Origin of the sequence: Faecalibacterium faecis, assembly GCF_040096475.1 — a bacterium.
GTDB classification, from domain to species: domain Bacteria; phylum Bacillota; class Clostridia; order Oscillospirales; family Ruminococcaceae; genus Faecalibacterium; species Faecalibacterium taiwanense.
In genome coordinates, this window is the sequence record NZ_JBBMEP010000011.1 from 78,934 (window position 1) to 95,222 (window position 16,289).

General features: G+C 53.4%; 15 protein-coding genes. 13 read left to right on the forward strand and 2 right to left on the reverse strand.

All coding sequences use genetic code 11. The features are described 5' to 3' along the window. Positions 1 to 158: 158 nt before the first annotated feature. Positions 159 to 1,610, reverse strand: coding sequence for a recombinase family protein (locus WMO17_RS07385; protein WP_412375939.1), 1,452 nt, complete (start codon positions 1,608 to 1,610; stop codon positions 159 to 161). 204 nt (positions 1,611 to 1,814) lie between these two features. Further along, on the reverse strand, positions 1,815 to 2,714 hold the full coding sequence (locus WMO17_RS07390) for a helix-turn-helix domain-containing protein (protein ID WP_349137803.1): 900 nt from the start codon (positions 2,712 to 2,714) through the stop codon (positions 1,815 to 1,817). A 205-nt stretch (positions 2,715 to 2,919) separates the two neighbouring features. On the opposite strand from WMO17_RS07390, the gene fucO reads away from it, so the two are divergent. From fucO to WMO17_RS07455, 13 genes are all read left to right on the forward strand, one after another. Further along, entirely contained in the window at positions 2,920 to 4,068 is a 1,149-nt protein-coding gene (fucO, locus tag WMO17_RS07395; protein WP_120120931.1) for a lactaldehyde reductase, read from the forward strand. 231 nt (positions 4,069 to 4,299) lie between these two features. Next, entirely contained in the window at positions 4,300 to 5,607 is a 1,308-nt protein-coding gene (locus tag WMO17_RS07400) for a rhamnulokinase (protein WP_349137804.1), read from the forward strand. A 12-nt stretch (positions 5,608 to 5,619) separates the two neighbouring features. Continuing rightward, on the forward strand, positions 5,620 to 7,038 hold the full coding sequence (locus tag WMO17_RS07405; protein WP_120120933.1) for an arabinose isomerase: 1,419 nt from the start codon (positions 5,620 to 5,622) through the stop codon (positions 7,036 to 7,038). 33 nt (positions 7,039 to 7,071) lie between these two features. Then, positions 7,072 to 7,899: a rhamnulose-1-phosphate aldolase gene (gene rhaD / locus WMO17_RS07410; protein ID WP_097783716.1), complete on the forward strand. Its 828-nt coding sequence runs from the start codon at positions 7,072 to 7,074 to the stop codon at positions 7,897 to 7,899. 10 nt (positions 7,900 to 7,909) lie between these two features. Next, positions 7,910 to 8,227, forward strand: a complete 318-nt coding sequence (locus WMO17_RS07415) for an L-rhamnose mutarotase (RefSeq protein ID WP_120120934.1) — start codon at positions 7,910 to 7,912, stop codon at positions 8,225 to 8,227. A gap of 327 nt (positions 8,228 to 8,554) precedes the next feature. Further along, positions 8,555 to 9,589, forward strand: coding sequence for a TRAP transporter substrate-binding protein DctP (gene dctP / locus WMO17_RS07420; protein ID WP_120120935.1), 1,035 nt, complete (start codon positions 8,555 to 8,557; stop codon positions 9,587 to 9,589). Beyond that, positions 9,586 to 10,056, forward strand: a complete 471-nt coding sequence (locus WMO17_RS07425) for a TRAP transporter small permease (RefSeq protein ID WP_120120936.1) — start codon at positions 9,586 to 9,588, stop codon at positions 10,054 to 10,056. Before dctP ends, WMO17_RS07425 begins: the two co-directional genes overlap by 4 nt. After that, positions 10,057 to 11,370, forward strand: coding sequence for a TRAP transporter large permease (locus WMO17_RS07430; protein WP_120120937.1), 1,314 nt, complete (start codon positions 10,057 to 10,059; stop codon positions 11,368 to 11,370). A gap of 89 nt (positions 11,371 to 11,459) precedes the next feature. Continuing rightward, on the forward strand, positions 11,460 to 12,389 hold the full coding sequence (locus WMO17_RS07435) for an AraC family transcriptional regulator (protein WP_120120938.1): 930 nt from the start codon (positions 11,460 to 11,462) through the stop codon (positions 12,387 to 12,389). Positions 12,390 to 12,399: 10 nt separating this feature from the next. Next, positions 12,400 to 13,527 (forward strand): glycoside hydrolase family 88/105 protein, encoded by a 1,128-nt coding sequence (locus WMO17_RS07440; protein WP_207666651.1) that lies wholly within the window; start codon positions 12,400 to 12,402, stop codon positions 13,525 to 13,527. A 32-nt stretch (positions 13,528 to 13,559) separates the two neighbouring features. Continuing rightward, positions 13,560 to 14,369 (forward strand): gluconate 5-dehydrogenase, encoded by an 810-nt coding sequence (locus tag WMO17_RS07445; protein ID WP_120120940.1) that lies wholly within the window; start codon positions 13,560 to 13,562, stop codon positions 14,367 to 14,369. A gap of 15 nt (positions 14,370 to 14,384) precedes the next feature. Then, positions 14,385 to 15,206, forward strand: a complete 822-nt coding sequence (locus WMO17_RS07450; protein ID WP_120120941.1) for a sugar phosphate isomerase/epimerase family protein — start codon at positions 14,385 to 14,387, stop codon at positions 15,204 to 15,206. Positions 15,207 to 15,948: 742 nt separating this feature from the next. Further along, positions 15,949 to 16,289 (forward strand): plasmid mobilization protein (locus WMO17_RS07455; protein ID WP_349137805.1); only part of this gene is annotated, 341 nt, incomplete at its 3' end.

Consider the following 16,289-nt stretch of genomic DNA (forward strand, 5'->3'; position numbering starts at 1 on the left):
AGTGGAAAGCCGGAACCGGCGTGTATGTAACTCCATTGCGAATGATGGGTGATGGTTCTCTTTGCTTGTATAAACCGGGCGATCAAATTAGCGTGACACAGCTTGATGGTACAAATAAAGTGTATGATGTGCTGGCTGTGGTAAGTATTCCAAGCGCATTACAAACTCCTTTGCAGGTAGACATGGGATTGGACTATATTTTCCCAACCAATGAACTTTTGGGAAATATGGTATCCGCCGACCAGCCGGCCATGAAAACAATCTTCAATGTGGATGAAGGTATCTACCAGTGCCTGCCGCTGGTCTTTCAGGCGCATATCCAGCTTGCGGAACCGGAGCAACCAGAACCGGATGAACTCCTCCGTGACCTTGGGCTTTGCCAGCTTCTCTTCTGCAATGCGGGCTTCAAGCTCACGCTTGGTTTCTTCCAGCTGCTCCAGCCGCTCCTTGGTGGAACTGGTCAGGATACCGGCCTGAATCGCATTGAGCATATTCTGGATACCGGATTCTGCATCCCGGAGCTGCTTTTCATAAAGGGGAATGTTGGTATTCTCCTTATTTTGCAGTTCCATCACCTTGGCGATGATGGATTCCATGGCGGCATCGTCCTTGACAAGCTGCATGGTCTGGTTGACCACAAGATCTTCCAGCCACTGTTTACGGACAGTTTTCTTCTTGCAGCCTTTATGCTTTTTGGCAGTAGCGCATTTATAATAGCGGTGGACTTCGCCCGTCCGGCTCGTACCGCTTTCGCCAAACATCAGTGCACCACAGTAGCCGCAGAACAGCTTGGTGGTGAGCAGGTAGTCATCCTCTGCCTTTCTACGGGCAGGGGCTTTCTTGTTTTTCAACATCTTTTCCTGTACATCGTTGAAAAGCTCTGCAGACACAATGGAGGGAATCGCATCGGGAATCAAAACATCACGATATTTCAGCTCCCCGATGTAGCGGCGATTGTTCAGCATATGCTGAATGGTGTTGAAGGTCATCAGCCCGCCACGCTGGTTCTTGACGCCCTTTTCGTTCAGCCAATCCCGAATTTCCCGCATGGTCTGGCCATCGTTGTACCGCTGGAAGGTTTCTGCCACAAAGGGAGCAGTCAACGGGTCGATTTCAAAGCGGTGGTCTGCGTTGATGATGTAGCCAAAGGGAATGGCACCGCCAGTGAACTTTCCCTTCAGTGCGTTTTCAGTCATGCCACGAATAACCTTTTCAGACAGATCAGCGGAATAGTACTCGGCATAACCTTCCAGCACCGATTCCAGAATGATGCCTTCCGGCCCCTCGGAGATGATCTCGGTGGCAGACATGAGCTTGACACCATTCTTCTTCAACTGGGTCTTGTACCGGGCACTGTCATAGCGGTTCCGAGCAAAGCGGTCGAGTTTCCAGACCAGCACGATGTCAAACAGCTTTTTGTCGCTGTCTTTTATCATCTGCTGGAACTCCGGGCGATTGTCCGTTTTGGCCGAGATGGCACGGTCGATATAGTGCTTGACGATGGTGATGCCATTCTTTTCGGCATAAGCCGTACATTCCCGGATCTGACCTTCGATGGATTCTTCGCGCTGGTTATCCGATGAATAGCGGGCATAGATCACAGCGGTCATGGCAGGCACCTCCCATTTATACATCATCGAACGGTAATACGTTCAGCAAATCAATATTTCGTATAATGCATATACCATACTTTGCAGAAGATGGCAAGTCTTTTATAGTCTTTTTGTAAGAGTTAGCAAAAAGATTCTCTAATGCCCGATAAATATAAAACATAGTCATACACCATTATGCTAAACATCCCTAGAGGAATTGTGTCATTTTGACATAAATCCTCCTGCTTCTCTTGTAAAGTCCAACGGTTTTAGCGCACTTTTGCGATATTGTAAGGGGCTTTGCCCGGTCGCCTTGGCAAACCGGGTGGAAAAGTTGCTGGCATCGCCAAAACCGACCTGCTGCGCGATCTCAGTAACGCTGTGGTCGGTGAGAACCAGCAGTTCCTTTGCCTGCGTGATACGGAAGTTGACGAGGTAGTTGTAGGGCGTTGTGCCCATATACCGCCGGAACAGCCGCAGAAAGTAGCTTTTGCTCATGTGGGCATCGGCCAGCAGGTCAGCAAGAGAAAGTTCTTTCTGGTAATTCTTTCGCAGGATTTCAGCAGCCTGCAAAATGACCTGCCGTGCGCTGGTGGTCTCGGCCTCTGCAAGAATGGTCTGTGCGCACAGGGCAAGCATCCCGTGCAAAGTCAGACCGGTCTGCACCATGCTGTCCACATTGCCGCGCTCCATCTGGCCCAGAATCGTTTCAAACAATTCCTGCATCTTGGCCCCAGTGATCTGCACCGGGGTCAATTTTTTGCCCGGAAACAGCAGCGGTTCCATGGCCGCAACGCCCACACCGTCCAGATGCACCCAATAATGGTGCCAGCAGCTTTGTCCCGGTGCAGTGCAGTAGCTTTGCGGAGTACGGCAGTTGAGCAGCAATGCCTGCCCGGTGCTGAGGATCACATGGTTCCCATCCTGCTCGATCAGCCCGGCTCCGCGCAGGGTATAGAACAAAATGTAGCTTTCCTTGTCCGTGCGCGCCGTAGAAAAATGTTGCTGGGCATAGAACACCCCCGCTTCGGTGCAATAATAAGGTTGTGCCAGCTCTGCTTCGCTGGGTGTTGTGCGTTTCCATACGCTTTCCGGGGTCACATCCATGTTATAAGTCAGCATTTTTCGATTCCTCTCTTTCTGTTTTTAGTATAGCGCACACGCCTTTTGGGGGCAAGAGTAGACTTTTCACAAAAAAGAGAGTACTTTTTCGGATGGAATTTTCCGAATGCGGCCAGTATACTAATGAACAGAAAGTTTGTTATCTTTCTGCCAATCCAAGCGATTGCAGCAAAAAGAGAAGTGTCAATTTGGAGGTTTTGTAATTATGGCCGATCGTATTGTTCTGAACAGCATTTCTTACCATGGCCACGGTGCCATCGAGAACATCGTTCCCGAGCTGACCGCCCGTGGCTACAAGAAGGCTTTCGTCTGCTCCGACCCCGACCTGATCAAATTTGGTGTTACCAAAAAGGTCACCGACCTGCTGGATGCTGCAAGCTTTGCCTATGCTGTTTACAGCGAGATCAAGCCCAACCCCACCATCGCCAACGTACAGGACGGCGTGGCTGCCTTCAAGGTTGCCGAGGCTGACTGCATCGTGACCATTGGCGGCGGCTCCTCCATGGACACTGCAAAGGCTATCGGCATCATCATCAACAACCCTGAGTTCGCCGATGTGCGTTCTCTGGAGGGCGTTGCTCCCACCAAGAAGCACGCTGTGTTCACCATCGCAGTACCCACCACTGCCGGCACTGCTGCTGAAGTCACCATCAACTACGTCATCACCGATGTGGAGAAGAAGCGCAAGTTCGTCTGCGTGGATACCAACGACATCCCTGAGATTGCAGTTGTCGATCCCGATATGATGTCCTCTATGCCCAAGGGCCTGACCGCCGCCACCGGTATGGACGCTTTGACCCATGCCATCGAGGGCTACATCACCAAGGGTCACTGCGTCATTTCCGATATGTTCCATCTGGAAGCCATCAAGCTGATCAGCGAGAACCTGCGTGGTGCTGTCCAGAACACCCCGGAGGGCCGCGAGGGTATGGCTCTGGGCGAGTATATCGCCGGTATGGGCTTCTCCAATGTGGGTCTGGGCATTGTTCACTCCATGGCACACGGCCTGTCTGCCCTGTATGACACCCCGCACGGTGTGGCCTGCGCCATCCTGCTGCCGGTTGGTCTGGAGTACAACAAGACCATCGCTGGCGAGCGTTACCGTGCTGTCGGCAAGGCCATGGGCGTGAAGGGCATCGACGAGATGAACGACGCACAGGCCGCTGATTCTACCATCGCCGCTGTCAAGCAGCTGTCTGCTGACGTTGGCATCCCCACCAATCTGAAAGGTATCCTGAAGGAAGAGGACATCCAGTTCCTCGCTGAATCTGCCTTTGCAGACGCTTGCCGCCCCGGTAATCCCCGCGACACCAGCGTGGAAGAGATCGTTGAGCTGTACAAGAGCCAGCTGTAAGCTTCTACATCACCGCTTTGCTTAAATTCCCCATTTCTTCTTCATTACCTCATCATGCAAAAAGGCTGGAATGCTCCTTCCATACGGAGCGTTCCGGCTTTTTTGCTTATGTTGGACGATTTTCAAAATGGGAGAGTGGACTTTTCACAAAAAATGCGTCACCTTTGCCGATGGAATCACGGCGGAAGAACCCGTATACTTAGGTCAAAGAATCCACACAGGAGGCGCATTATGCAAAAGAACTATCTTGCTATCGACATTGGTGCATCCAGCGGGCGGCACATTGTCGGATGGATGGAGAACGGCGTTCTCCGCACCGAGGAAGTGTATCGGTTCCCCAACAGCGTCCAGCGGGTAAACGGTCATCTGAAATGGGACATCGACAGCCTGTTCGCCAATGTGAAGAACGGCATCCGGGAAGCCTTTGCAAAGTATCCGGCCATCGAGAGCCTTTCCATTGATACATGGGCCGTTGATTATGTGCTGCTGAAAAACGATCAGCCGATTTATCCGGTCTACACTTACCGCGACAGCCGGACGCAGGCGGTCATTCCCGAAGTACACAGCATCCTGCCCTTTGAACAGCTTTACCAGCGCACCGGCATCCAGTTCCAGCCCTTCAACAGCATTTATCAGCTGTACGCTGACAAAAAAGCCGGACGGCTGGCAGAGGCCGAGGACTTTTTGATGATCCCGGAATATCTGCTGTGGAAACTGTGCGGCGTAAAAGCCCGCGAGTACACCAATGCCACCTCCACCGGCCTTGTGAATGCTCAGACCGGGGAATATGACCCGGAAATTTTACAGGCGCTTGGCCTGCCGGAAACGATGTTCCCCAAGCTGACCGCACCCGGCACGGTGCTGGGGTCGCTGATGCCCAACATTGCCGCCGAGGTGGGTGGGCAGACCAAGGTGGTGCTGTGCGCCACCCACGACACCGCCAGCGCGGTGGAGGGCATTCCCATGGAGCAGGGGGATGCGCCGTTCCTTTCCTCCGGTACATGGAGTTTGCTGGGGGTCAAGCTGGCTAAGCCCATCACCAGCCCGGAGAGCCGCCGCGCAAACTTTACCAACGAGGGCGGCGTGGGATACATCCGCTACCTGAAAAACATCATGGGTCTGTGGATCATCCAGTGCGTGCAAAAGCAGCTGGGCATCTCCTTTGCTGAGATGGTGGAACTGGCCAAGACCAGCACCTACACCCGCATTTTTGATGTGAATGAAGCCCGTTTCTCCGCGCCGCAGGACATGCACGCGGAAATCAGAGCCGCTCTTACCGAGACCGGTGAAGCCCCTGCCACGGATGCCGACCTTATCAACAGCATCTACCATTCGCTTGCGTACTGCTACGGGGAAGCCTATCGTGAGATGGAGGCTGTGACCGGGCAGCACTGGGATAAACTCTACATCGCAGGTGGCGGCGCAAAGAACGCCACCCTGAACGAGCTGACCGCCCATTATACCGGAAAACAGGTCGTGGCTCTGCCCATCGAGGCAACGGCCATCGGCAATTTGAAGATCCAGATGAACATTCAATAAGGAGGATTATCCATGCTCGTTGAAACCAAAGCCCGTGTTGGCGTGTTCGCCATTGCTCTGGGCGCGTATCTGCCCCAGTTCCCGACCCTCGTGCCCGAATTTGAGCAGCAGTACGCCGACTTCAAAAAGACCATCCCCGACACCGTGGAAATCGTGGACGGCGGCATCGTTACCACCAAGGAACTTTCCATGGCCGCAGGCGACAAGTTCCGCGCCGCGGACGTTGATCTGGTCATTTTGCAGTTGCTGACCTACGCCACCTCTTACAATATGCTGCCCGCCGTGCGCGACCTTAACGTACCCGTGGTACTGGTGAATGTCCAGAAGAAGAAAGCCCCGGACTACGCCAATACCGACACCCCCACTTGGCTGGGCGAGCTGTATGCCTGTGGTGCCGTGGGCGAGATGGTGGCCGACCTGGAGCGCGCTGGCAAGCGTCACGCCGTCATCACCGGCGTTGTCGAGGGCGGCGACCCGCAGGTGCAGGCCGAGATCGAGGACTGGTGCCGTGCCGCACAGGTGCGCCGCCGCTTCCGCGACACCAATCTGGCGCAGATCGGCCGTCCGTACCCCGGCATGATGGACTTGTACATCGACGAAACCAACCTCTACAACCGGATGTTCCTCTACACCAAGCAGTTCGACTGGGAGAAGATGTGGGCCATCGCCGACAACATCACCGATGAAGCTGCCATCCGCACCAAGGCACAGGATATTCTGGACACCTTCGATATCGAGGGCGGTGGCACCATTGAAAAGGTCTGGGACATGGCGAAGTATGTCGTGGCCTTTGAACAGTGGGTCAAGGATGAGAAGATCGCGTTCATCGCATCCCACTACGATGGTTTTGCACAGGGCAAGGCCGGTGTGCTGGACAGCATGCTGATTCCGGCGTTCTCCATGCTCATCAAGCAGGGCGTGGCCTGCGCCGTGGAAGGCGATATCAAGGTTTCCATGGCCATGAGCATCCTCAAGACCATTGCAGGCTGCGGCCAGCTGAGCGAGATGTACTCCATCGACTTTGACGAGGATATCTGCATCATCGGCCACTCTGGTTCCGGTGATGCTGACATTTCCGAGAAGAAGCCCACCATGAAGATCGTGCCTGTGTTCCACGGCAAGACCGGCGGCGGCTACTTGACCCAGTTCTACCCCCATCTTGGCCCTGTGACCTATCTGGGCATTACGCAGGACAAGGACGGTCACTTCAAGTTCGTGGTGGCCGAGGGTGTCAACGAACCCGGCCCCATCTTCACCTTTGGTGACACCAATATGCGCACCCGCTTTACCTGCGGCGCACGGGAGTTCTGTAACCGCTGGAGCGAGGCTGGCCCCACCCACCACATGGCTGCGGCTACCGGCCGTCACATCGACACCATTCTGAAAGTGGCAAAGATCTTCGATGTTCCTGTGGACATCATCACTCGATAATTAAGTTTGAAGAGGAAAAGAGAGGTATTTATCATGGGTATTCTGGATATTGAAATCGTAAAAGGCTTTATGCGGATGTGCAACGATGGCTGGCTGCAGGGCTGGCACGAGCGCAACGGCGGCAACCTGACCTACCGCATGAAGGAAGAGGAAGTGGCCCAGTGCCGTCCCTTCTTTGACCCGCAGCCCCGCGAATGGGTGAACATGGGCGTGCAGGCGGACAATCTGGCGGGCGAGTATTTCATTACCACCGGCTCCGGCAAGTTTTTCCGCAACGTGGAGCCGGACCCTGTCCATAGCATCGGCATTGTGGAGATCAACGACAAGGGCGACAGCTGGCGCATTGTCTGGGGCCTGGAGGACGGCGCAAAGCCCACATCCGAGTTCCCCAGCCACTTTATGAACCACAGCGTCCGCAAAGCCGCCACCAATGGCGCAAACCGTGTCATCTACCACTGCCACGCCACCAACGTGATCGCCCTGACCTACATCCTGCCCCTGACCGACCGGGACTTCACCCGTGCGCTGTGGCAGAGCGCCACCGAGTGCCCGGTGGTGTTCCCGGAGGGCGTGGGCGTCTGCCCGTGGATGGTGCCCGGCGGGGCAGACATTGCCATGGCCACCAGTGAGCTGATGAAGACTTATCAGGCCGCCATCTGGGCACAGCACGGTCTGTTTGCCTCCGGTCCGGACTTTGACATCACCTTCGGTCTGGCCCACACCATTGAAAAGAGCGCAGAAATCTACGTCAAGGTGCTCTCCATGGGCGGCGGCATCATCCGGCAGACCATCACCGATGACGACCTGCGTGCCATTGCCCGCGACTTTGGCGTGACCCTGAACGAGAAGTTCCTCAACTAAGGAGCAGAGCATGGAACACATGGCATGGAAAGGCCGCATCAAGCCCGGCTGCAAGGCCGAATACCAGAAACGTCATGCAGAGATCTGGCCGGAGATGGTGCAAGTATTAAAAGACGCCGGCATCTGCAATTACAGCATCTTCTACTGCAACGATGAACTGTTCGGCTACTATGAGTGCGAAAAGGGCGTTGCCTATGCCGAGAAAGTGCAGGCAGAAAGCCCGGTCGTTGCCCGCTGGAACGAGTACATGAAGGACATTCTGGAATTGGAAATGGACCCCGTGACCGGCGCACAGCCCAAGCTGGAGCAGGTATTCCGGCTGAACTGAGCGGCAACCTTTTATAAAAGAAACATGTCAAGAGCCATCCGTAACAAACTACGGGTGGCTCTTTTCTGCTTACGCTCAAACAATATTGCGCAGAAAAAACGGACGAATTGATCTAAAAAATTATTTGTATGTAGAAAAATAGCAAGAAATATTGTCCATTTCAACAAAACAATAGAGAAAAGCGAAAAAATGTATACAACACAAACGCAATATCGTTTGAATTTTCGGCTTCATTCGCAATTCTTTGCGAGAAAGCTGGCCCCAAAGGCTGTATAATTACAACCAGAAAGTCGCACCGAACGAGCAAATCATTTAGGAGGAATGACAATGAAAAAGACATCAAAAATCTTGTTGACCGTCATTGTCGTCGTGCTGCTGGGAATCGGAGTTTCCACCTTTTTCAAGGTAAACGGCAGCATTGGCAATGACAAGATCCAGCTCCGGCTGGCGCACGGTCAGGCGGGCGATTCCGAGATCGGCGGCACGATCGCGTATCTGTCCGATCTGGTGGCCGAAGATGAGAGCATGAACATGGAAGTTTCTATCTATCCCAGTGGTGTTCTGGGTTCTGAAACGGCCATGGTCGAGTTGGTGCAGGCCGGTGTTCTGGACATGGCAAAAATCAGCGCAAATACGCTGGGCCAGTTCGATGACCGCTACACCATCTTCTCTCTGCCGTACCTGTTCAAAGGGCAGGAACACTACTACAATGCAATGGCAAACAGTCAGGTCATTCGTGAGCTGTTCAACGCCACGGAGGATGCAGGCTACATCGCAATCGGATATTATTGCAATGGTGCGCGCAACTTCTATCTGAAAGACGATGTGGCAGTTACTTCTCCCGCCGTGCTGAAAGGCAAAAAGATTCGTTCCATGGTCAGCTCCACTTCCATGGATATGATTGAAGCTATGGGCGGTTCTCCCGTTCCTATGTCCGCAAGTGAAACGTACACCTCTTTGCAGCAGGGCATCGTGGACGGTGCAGAGAACACTGAGCTGGCTCTGACCGTTGACAAGCATGAGGAGATCGTCAAGTCCTACACCTACACCGAGCATCAGTACACCCCTGACATTTACATCATCAGCACGAAGGTCTGGAACAAGCTCTCCAAGGAGCAGCAGGACTATCTGCTGGAATGCTTCAGCAAGCTGAATGACAACTTCGTACAGAAGTACAATCAGATGATGGACGATGCCATAACTGAGGCGGAGAGCTACGGCGTACACGTTTACCGTGACATCGACAAGACTCCGTTTATCGAAGCTGTGCAGCCCATTCACCAGAACTTCCTTGCAAAAGGCGATGCCTACCAGAGGCTGTACGATGATATCCAGAGCTATGCGGAGGATACAAGCAAATGAAAGTACTGAATAAGATTTTAAGCTCTGTTCTCGCCTTTATGGTTGCGGCGATGGTCGTTGTCTGCTGCTGGCAGGTCATTACCCGCTTCGTGCTGGGCAATCCCAGCAAATACACCGAAGAAATCCTGCGTTTCGCACTGATTTGGCTGACTATGCTGGGTGCGCCGTATGCCTACGGTGCCAAGCAGCATCTGGCCATCGACCTGCTGGTCAAGAGTTTTGAACCCACTGGTCAGCGCCGCACCCAGATCTTTGTAGAGTTCGTTGTTCTGGCACTGAGCGCCGCGGTCTTTGTGGTAGGCGGCATCGCCGTCACGATGAACGCCCACGGTCAGATTTCGGCGGCTATGAAGCTGCCCATGGAGTGCTACTACGCCTGCATTCCCATCGGCGGTGCGCTGATGATCCTTTACAGCCTGAACAATCTGTATCATCTCTTCCGGGATAAAGACAAGGAGGTCGCTTAAATGGAACTGCAAGCCGCTATCCTTCTGGTGGTCAGCTTCGCGCTGCTGCTGATGTTCAGCGTACCTGTTTCGTACAGCATCGTTGCATCTGCATTTATCACCATCACCGCTTTCCTTACCCCACAATTCGGTATGTTCGTTTCCGCCCAGAAAGTCATCGCGGGCATTGATAGTCTTTCGCTGATCGCCGTTCCGTTCTTTATCTTAGCCGGTCTGCTGATGAGCAACGGCGGCATCGCGCACCGATTGGTTGACTTAGCCATGCTGGTTCTGCGGCGGGTGCCCGGTGCACTGGCTCTGACCAACGCCGCTGGCAACGCAATGTTCGGTTCTATTTCTGGTTCTGGTATCGCAGCTGCTACCGCAATCGGCGGCGTTATGCTCCCCATGGAAAAAGAGGAAGGCTATGACGAAGGTTTCTCCGCTGCCATGAATGTGGCCACCGCTCCGGTCGGCCAGCTGATTCCCCCTACTACCGCATTTATCGTCTACTCCACCGCAAGTGGCGGCACTTCCGTTGCAACCCTGTTTATGGCTGGATGGATTCCCGGTCTGCTCTGGACTGCCGCCTGCATGGTCGTTGGTTATTTCATCGCAAAGAAATACGGTTATGTCCGTAAGGGCGACAAGGCTCAGAAGCTGAGCGTCAGCGAGACCTTGAACACCATCTGGCGTGCCATCCCCAGCCTGCTGCTCATCGTCATTATCATCGGCGGTATCCTGTCCGGTGTGTTCAGCCCCACGGAAGCCTCCGCTGTGGCTGTTGCTTATGCCTTTATCCTGTCAGTTTTCATCTACAAGTCCATCGACCTGAAGGATATGCCCCGTATTCTGGTGCAGACTGCAAACATGACCACCGTTGTCATGCTGATCATCGGTGCATCCTCCGTCCTGAGCTTTGTTCTGAGTTTCACCGGCCTGCCTGCTGCCATCAGTAAAATGGTTCTGGGCATCTCCGACAACAAGTACGTCCTGCTGCTCATCCTGAACATCTTCCTGCTGATCGTCGGCACCTTTATGGATATGGCACCGGCTCTGCTGATCTTCACCCCGATCTTCCTGCCCATTGTCCGCGCCTTCGGCATGAGCGATGTGCAGTTCGGCGTTATGATGGTCATGAATCTGGCTGTCGGCACCATCACTCCTCCCGTTGGCAACGTCCTGTTCGTGGGATGCTCGTTGGCAAAGCAACGTCTGGAGAATGTGATGAAAAGTCTGGTTCCGTTCTTTGTGGCAATTTTCATCTCACTGATGCTGGTCACATACATCCCTGCTCTGAGCGAGTGGCTGCCTACTACGCTGGGCCTGATGTAAGCCCCACAGTGCAAATGCTTGTCAAACCTGAACAGATATGACATAATCAAGGCAAGAACACCGCCTGTTCAGGAGAAAAGGAGCATTTCATGGAAACAACATGGCTGCACAGCATGGTTCAGGGTGATGCGACCCAATATTACCGCAAACGAAACGGCATTATGGTGGAACACATGGTTCGTCCGGCAAACTTTGATATGCGGTACAACCACTTCCATCAGGAGTACGAAATTTATCTCCTGCTCCGTGGGCGGCGGCAGATGTTCTTTGAGAACCGCGCCTATGAAGCACAGGCCGGGAACCTGATTCTCGTGGACAGCGGCCAGATTCATATGTCCCATTCCATCGTGGGAGACCCGGAAACCGAATACGAGCGAGCGATCCTCTATGTAGACCGGGACATTGTGGAAAAGGTCGATAAGATGTTCCCGGAACTGAAGATCGGTGCGTTCTTCCACAAGCACTACGGAATTTACGAACTGACCCCGAAGCAGACAGCGAATACCCGCCGATTGTTTCTGCAAATCATGGGGGAACTGGACAAGGCAGAGCCTATGAGCCAGACCGCTATCCTTTCGGAGTTGATTCTAGGCTTCATCCACTTCCGGCGCAGCAATCAGCAGGTCGCCTGCCTGAACGATGTGCAGGAGGGTAAGGCCAGCGGCGGAAAGTTCGATGCAGTCTACCAAATCTCAGACTACATTTCCGATCACTTTCAGGAAACGCTCTCGCTGGACAGCCTTGCCGAGCAGTTTTATATCAGCAAGTATTATCTCAGCCGTTCCTTCCATGAAGTGACTGGCTTCGGCATCAACGAATACATCAACATCCTGCGGGTAAAAAAAGCGCAGAGCCTGTTAGAAACAACAACACTTTCCGTTTCCGAAATCGCAAGCCGTACCGGGTTTGAGAGCATCACCTATCTGGGACGTGTGTTCAAGAAATATCAACACGTTACGCCTGCACAATATCGAAAATCGCTTACTTCAACCGCTGAGAAAAACAACACAAATACATGAGGTGTTTCTTGTGGCAAACGAAATCAAAAAAGAACTGATTCAGAAAAAGCTGGATCTTGTTATCCAGAAGCTGATGCACCTTGGTGCCCCCGAAAACGAGGACACTTTGAAAGAAGGCGGCGAGGCCATCGGATTTTTTAGCCGTGACTTCGGCATCAAGGAGTGGGACTGGCCGCAGGGCATCGGCCTGTACGGACTGCTCAAAATCGCCAAGATGCAGGATTCGGAGGAATACCGCACCTTTCTGCATGATTGGTTCAAGGAGAACATTGCGCAGGGTCTGCCTTCCCGCAATATTAACACGACTACTCCGCTGCTGACTCTGTGTGAATTGAACGAGATCTACCACGACCCTGAGTTTGAAGCCCTTTGTCTGGACTGGGCAAAGTGGCTGATGGAGTGCATCCCGCGTACCCGTGAGGGTGGCTTTCAGCACGTCACCAGTGCCAACGGCGACCGTCAGGGCGTTCGCCTAAACGAGAGCGAGATGTGGATCGACACCCTGTTCATGACCGTCTTGTTCCTCAATCGGATGGGCCAGAAGTACGGCAAGCAGGAGTGGATCGACGAATCCATTAAGCAGGTGCTGATGCACATCAAGTATCTGTACGATACCCACACCGGTCTGTTCTTCCACGGCTGGTCGTTCAATCGGATGGACAACTTTGGCGGCGTGTTCTGGTGCCGCGGCAACAGCTGGTTCACGCTAGGTATTCTGGACTATCTGGATATGTTTAAGGGTACGCTGAATCAAGGCGTCAAGACGTTCATTCTGGATACCTACAAAGCACAGGTGCGCGCACTGCGTGACCTTCAGGGTGAGGACGGCCTTTGGCATACGGTTCTGGATGACTCCACCAGCTATGAAGAAACTTCCGGCTCTGCTGCTATCACCGCTGGCATCCTGAAAGGCATCCGCATGGGGATTCTGGATGATTCCTACCTGCCCTGTGCCAAGAAAGCTATCCGTGCAATCCTCAAGAACATCGACACCGATGGTACGGTGCTGAAAGTATCCGGCGGTACGGGTATGGGCTACGACCGCGACCACTACAAAAACATTCTGATTGCTCCCATGGCATACGGCCAGTCGCTGACCATCCTTGCACTGGTGGAAGCACTGGAAACCTTTGAATGATATTTCACTGACCTTTATGGAGGACTACTATTATGGCTATCTGCACTCCCAAATCCTTTGACCTGACCGGCAAGGTGGCGCTGATCACCGGCGCATCCTACGGCATCGGCATGGCAATTGCAAAGGCTATGGCAGCCAACGGCGCTACCATCGTGTTCAATGATATCAAGCAGGAGCTGGTGGACAAGGGTCTGGCTTCCTATGCAGAGGCCGGCATCAAGGCACACGGCTACGTCTGCGACGTCACCGATGAGGACGCCGTCAACGCCATGGTCGCCAAGATCACCGAGGAAGTCGGCCACATCAACATTCTGGTCAACAACGCCGGCATCATCAAGCGCATCCCCATGACTGAGATGAGCGCAGCACAGTTCCGTCAGGTCATTGATGTTGACCTGAACGCGCCCTTCATCGTGGCAAAGGCCATCATCCCTGATATGATCGCACAGGGCGGCGGCAAGATCATCAACATCTGCTCCATGATGAGCGAGCTGGGCCGTGAGACCGTTTCTGCTTATGCAGCAGCCAAGGGCGGTCTGAAGATGCTGACCAAGAATATCGCTTCCGAGTACGGCGCTTACAACATCCAGTGCAACGGCATCGGACCCGGCTACATTGCTACCCCGCAGACCGCACCGCTGCGCGAGATCCAGCCCGACGGCAGCCGTCACCCCTTCGACCAGTTCATCGTTGCCAAGACCCCCGCAGGCCGCTGGGGCGAGGCCGAGGATCTGGGCGGACCCGCCGTGTTCCTTGCTTCCGAGGCATCTGATTTCGTCAACGGCCTGATCCTGTATGTGGACGGCGGCATTCTGGCCTACATCGGCAAGCAGCCCCAGTAAAGAAAGGCACCTGCTATGAAGATTGGCTGCCGTGCCCACGATTATGGCAAGCACCCGGCGCAGGAACTGGCATTAATTCTGCACAATGCCGGTTATCAGGCTGCACAGGTCGCCGTGCCAAAGGCCATTGAAGGCATCAATGATTATCAACATATCTCGCCGGAACAGTTGGAAACCCTTCGGAGTGGGTTTGCCGCGCATGATGTAGAAATTTCCGTGCTGGGCTGCTATCAGGATTTGAGCGACCCGGACGCAGAAAAACGTGCCACTGCTGTGCAGAATATCTGCCGCGTTCTGAGCTGGCAGCATCTTGCAGGCGGTCGCTGCGTCGGCAGTGAAACTTCCTATCTGCATCTGGATGCAGAGAAACGCGCTGCACGGCGCGAATGGATGTTCGACAGTGTTCTCCGCATCGTAGAAACCGCTGCAAAAATGGACGCTATCTTTGCAGTGGAGCCGGTCTATTGGCATCCACTGGACAGCATGGAAGTGGTTCAGCAGCTGATTGACCGTGTAGCCGACCCGGAGCATCTGCACTTCATCTTTGACCCGGCCAATGTACTGGAAAACCACAACATTCTCCATCAGACAAAGCTTTGGAATGACTGGCTTTCCCTGATTGGTTCTCGCATTGATGCGATTCATGTCAAAGATTTCACTTATGGCTCTACGGGAACTTACGATACCTACGGCCCTACACCGTTGGGAAAAGGCTGTATCCAGTATGCAGAGATTTCTAAGTGGCTGCACCAGCAGAGCCGGGACATTCCGCTTCTTCGGGAAGAAGTCATCCTGAACTGCGCCGCAGAGGACATTGCTTTTATGTCTGCCCTCTGAACCCTCATTTCAAACCCATCCGCAATTTGCTTTCTTCATTTTCTCCTTCATCATGCGCCCTCCCATTCGTGGGAGGGCATTTTGTATTAGTAATACTTTTGCCGCTTTACCATAATAAATTTTGCAAAACCATCTTGACGCAACTTGCAATCTATGATACCCTCTATCGCAAATCCCACTGCGTTAGTTGTAAATGACCACACGTTGAGGGTCTATTTCCTATGAAGATTTTACCGTCCCGCAACACACCCGATTCATTTTGCCGCCTAATTCACCCGACAAAATCCTTCGCTATGCTGCATGGGCGGTATTTTTCTTTTACGGGAAACGCACCTTGAAAATCTCATGAGCCGACCGAACGTGATACCGACTTTTCGTCAACGTCGCTGCACAAACAGGGACAGGAACTGCGTTCGGAGCAAACGGTGACCCCCTTACATGAGCAGCACCACCTCTACTTATTTTTGCGTCTTAACAATTCGGAAACATTTGTTGAAAATGCGTTTTGAGCGCAGCGGTAGAGGGCAAGAACCGTCCCGTGACCACAAATTTTCAATTCTTGAAAATCTTGTGCTCCACCGGGACTTCACTTCTTCAATGCGACTGCATTTCCGAAGTGATCTTGTTGGGGCGTGCCTGCCCCAAACCCTGCTCATGGTTCGCACCTGACGGTGCGAATAGCAACGGCGTGTCGTGCTTTACATAACTTCACCGAGGAGTTATCGAACAGACAGGAGGTACAATGACCAAAACGAATGTTCAATCGACCCCTAGCAATTCCCAGCGCCACGACACGCCGAACAACAAAACGCACGTCATCAAGTTCCGTGTGACAGTGGAGGAAAAAGCGTCACTGGAACTCACTTGCAAACTCCTGAATCTCTCCCTCTCCACTTTCATCCGCCGCGCCATCCACAACGTCAAGATCGAGAAAACGGTCATCGTTGCAGGCGGCGGAGAAGAAACCCTGACCGCTGTTTCCACCTTGCTTGCCCAGTGCAGCAAGGTGGGCGGCAACCTCAACCAGCTTGCAAGGCACTTCAATTCTGGCGGTGCAGACACCGAGCAGATACGAGCGAAAAT

Bases quoted from the DNA above. Each gene is read 5' to 3' on its own strand.
- WMO17_RS07445 (WP_120120940.1), top strand. From the start codon at position 13,560: ATGGCTATCTGCACTCCCAAATCCTTTGACCTGACCGGCAAGGTGGCG.
- fucO (WP_120120931.1), top strand. From the start codon at position 2,920: ATGGCCGATCGTATTGTTCTGAACAGCATTTCTTACCATGGCCACGGT.
- WMO17_RS07430 (WP_120120937.1), top strand. From the start codon at position 10,057: ATGGAACTGCAAGCCGCTATCCTTCTGGTGGTCAGCTTCGCGCTGCTG.
- WMO17_RS07450 (WP_120120941.1), top strand. From the start codon at position 14,385: ATGAAGATTGGCTGCCGTGCCCACGATTATGGCAAGCACCCGGCGCAG.
- WMO17_RS07415 (WP_120120934.1), top strand. From the start codon at position 7,910: ATGGAACACATGGCATGGAAAGGCCGCATCAAGCCCGGCTGCAAGGCC.
- WMO17_RS07435 (WP_120120938.1), top strand. From the start codon at position 11,460: ATGGAAACAACATGGCTGCACAGCATGGTTCAGGGTGATGCGACCCAA.
- rhaD (WP_097783716.1), top strand. From the start codon at position 7,072: ATGGGTATTCTGGATATTGAAATCGTAAAAGGCTTTATGCGGATGTGC.
- WMO17_RS07400 (WP_349137804.1), top strand. From the start codon at position 4,300: ATGCAAAAGAACTATCTTGCTATCGACATTGGTGCATCCAGCGGGCGG.
- dctP (WP_120120935.1), top strand. From the start codon at position 8,555: ATGAAAAAGACATCAAAAATCTTGTTGACCGTCATTGTCGTCGTGCTG.
- WMO17_RS07405 (WP_120120933.1), top strand. From the start codon at position 5,620: ATGCTCGTTGAAACCAAAGCCCGTGTTGGCGTGTTCGCCATTGCTCTG.
- WMO17_RS07425 (WP_120120936.1), top strand. From the start codon at position 9,586: ATGAAAGTACTGAATAAGATTTTAAGCTCTGTTCTCGCCTTTATGGTT.
- WMO17_RS07385 (WP_412375939.1), bottom strand. From the start codon at position 1,610: ATGACCGCTGTGATCTATGCCCGCTATTCATCGGATAACCAGCGCGAA.
- WMO17_RS07390 (WP_349137803.1), bottom strand. From the start codon at position 2,714: ATGCTGACTTATAACATGGATGTGACCCCGGAAAGCGTATGGAAACGC.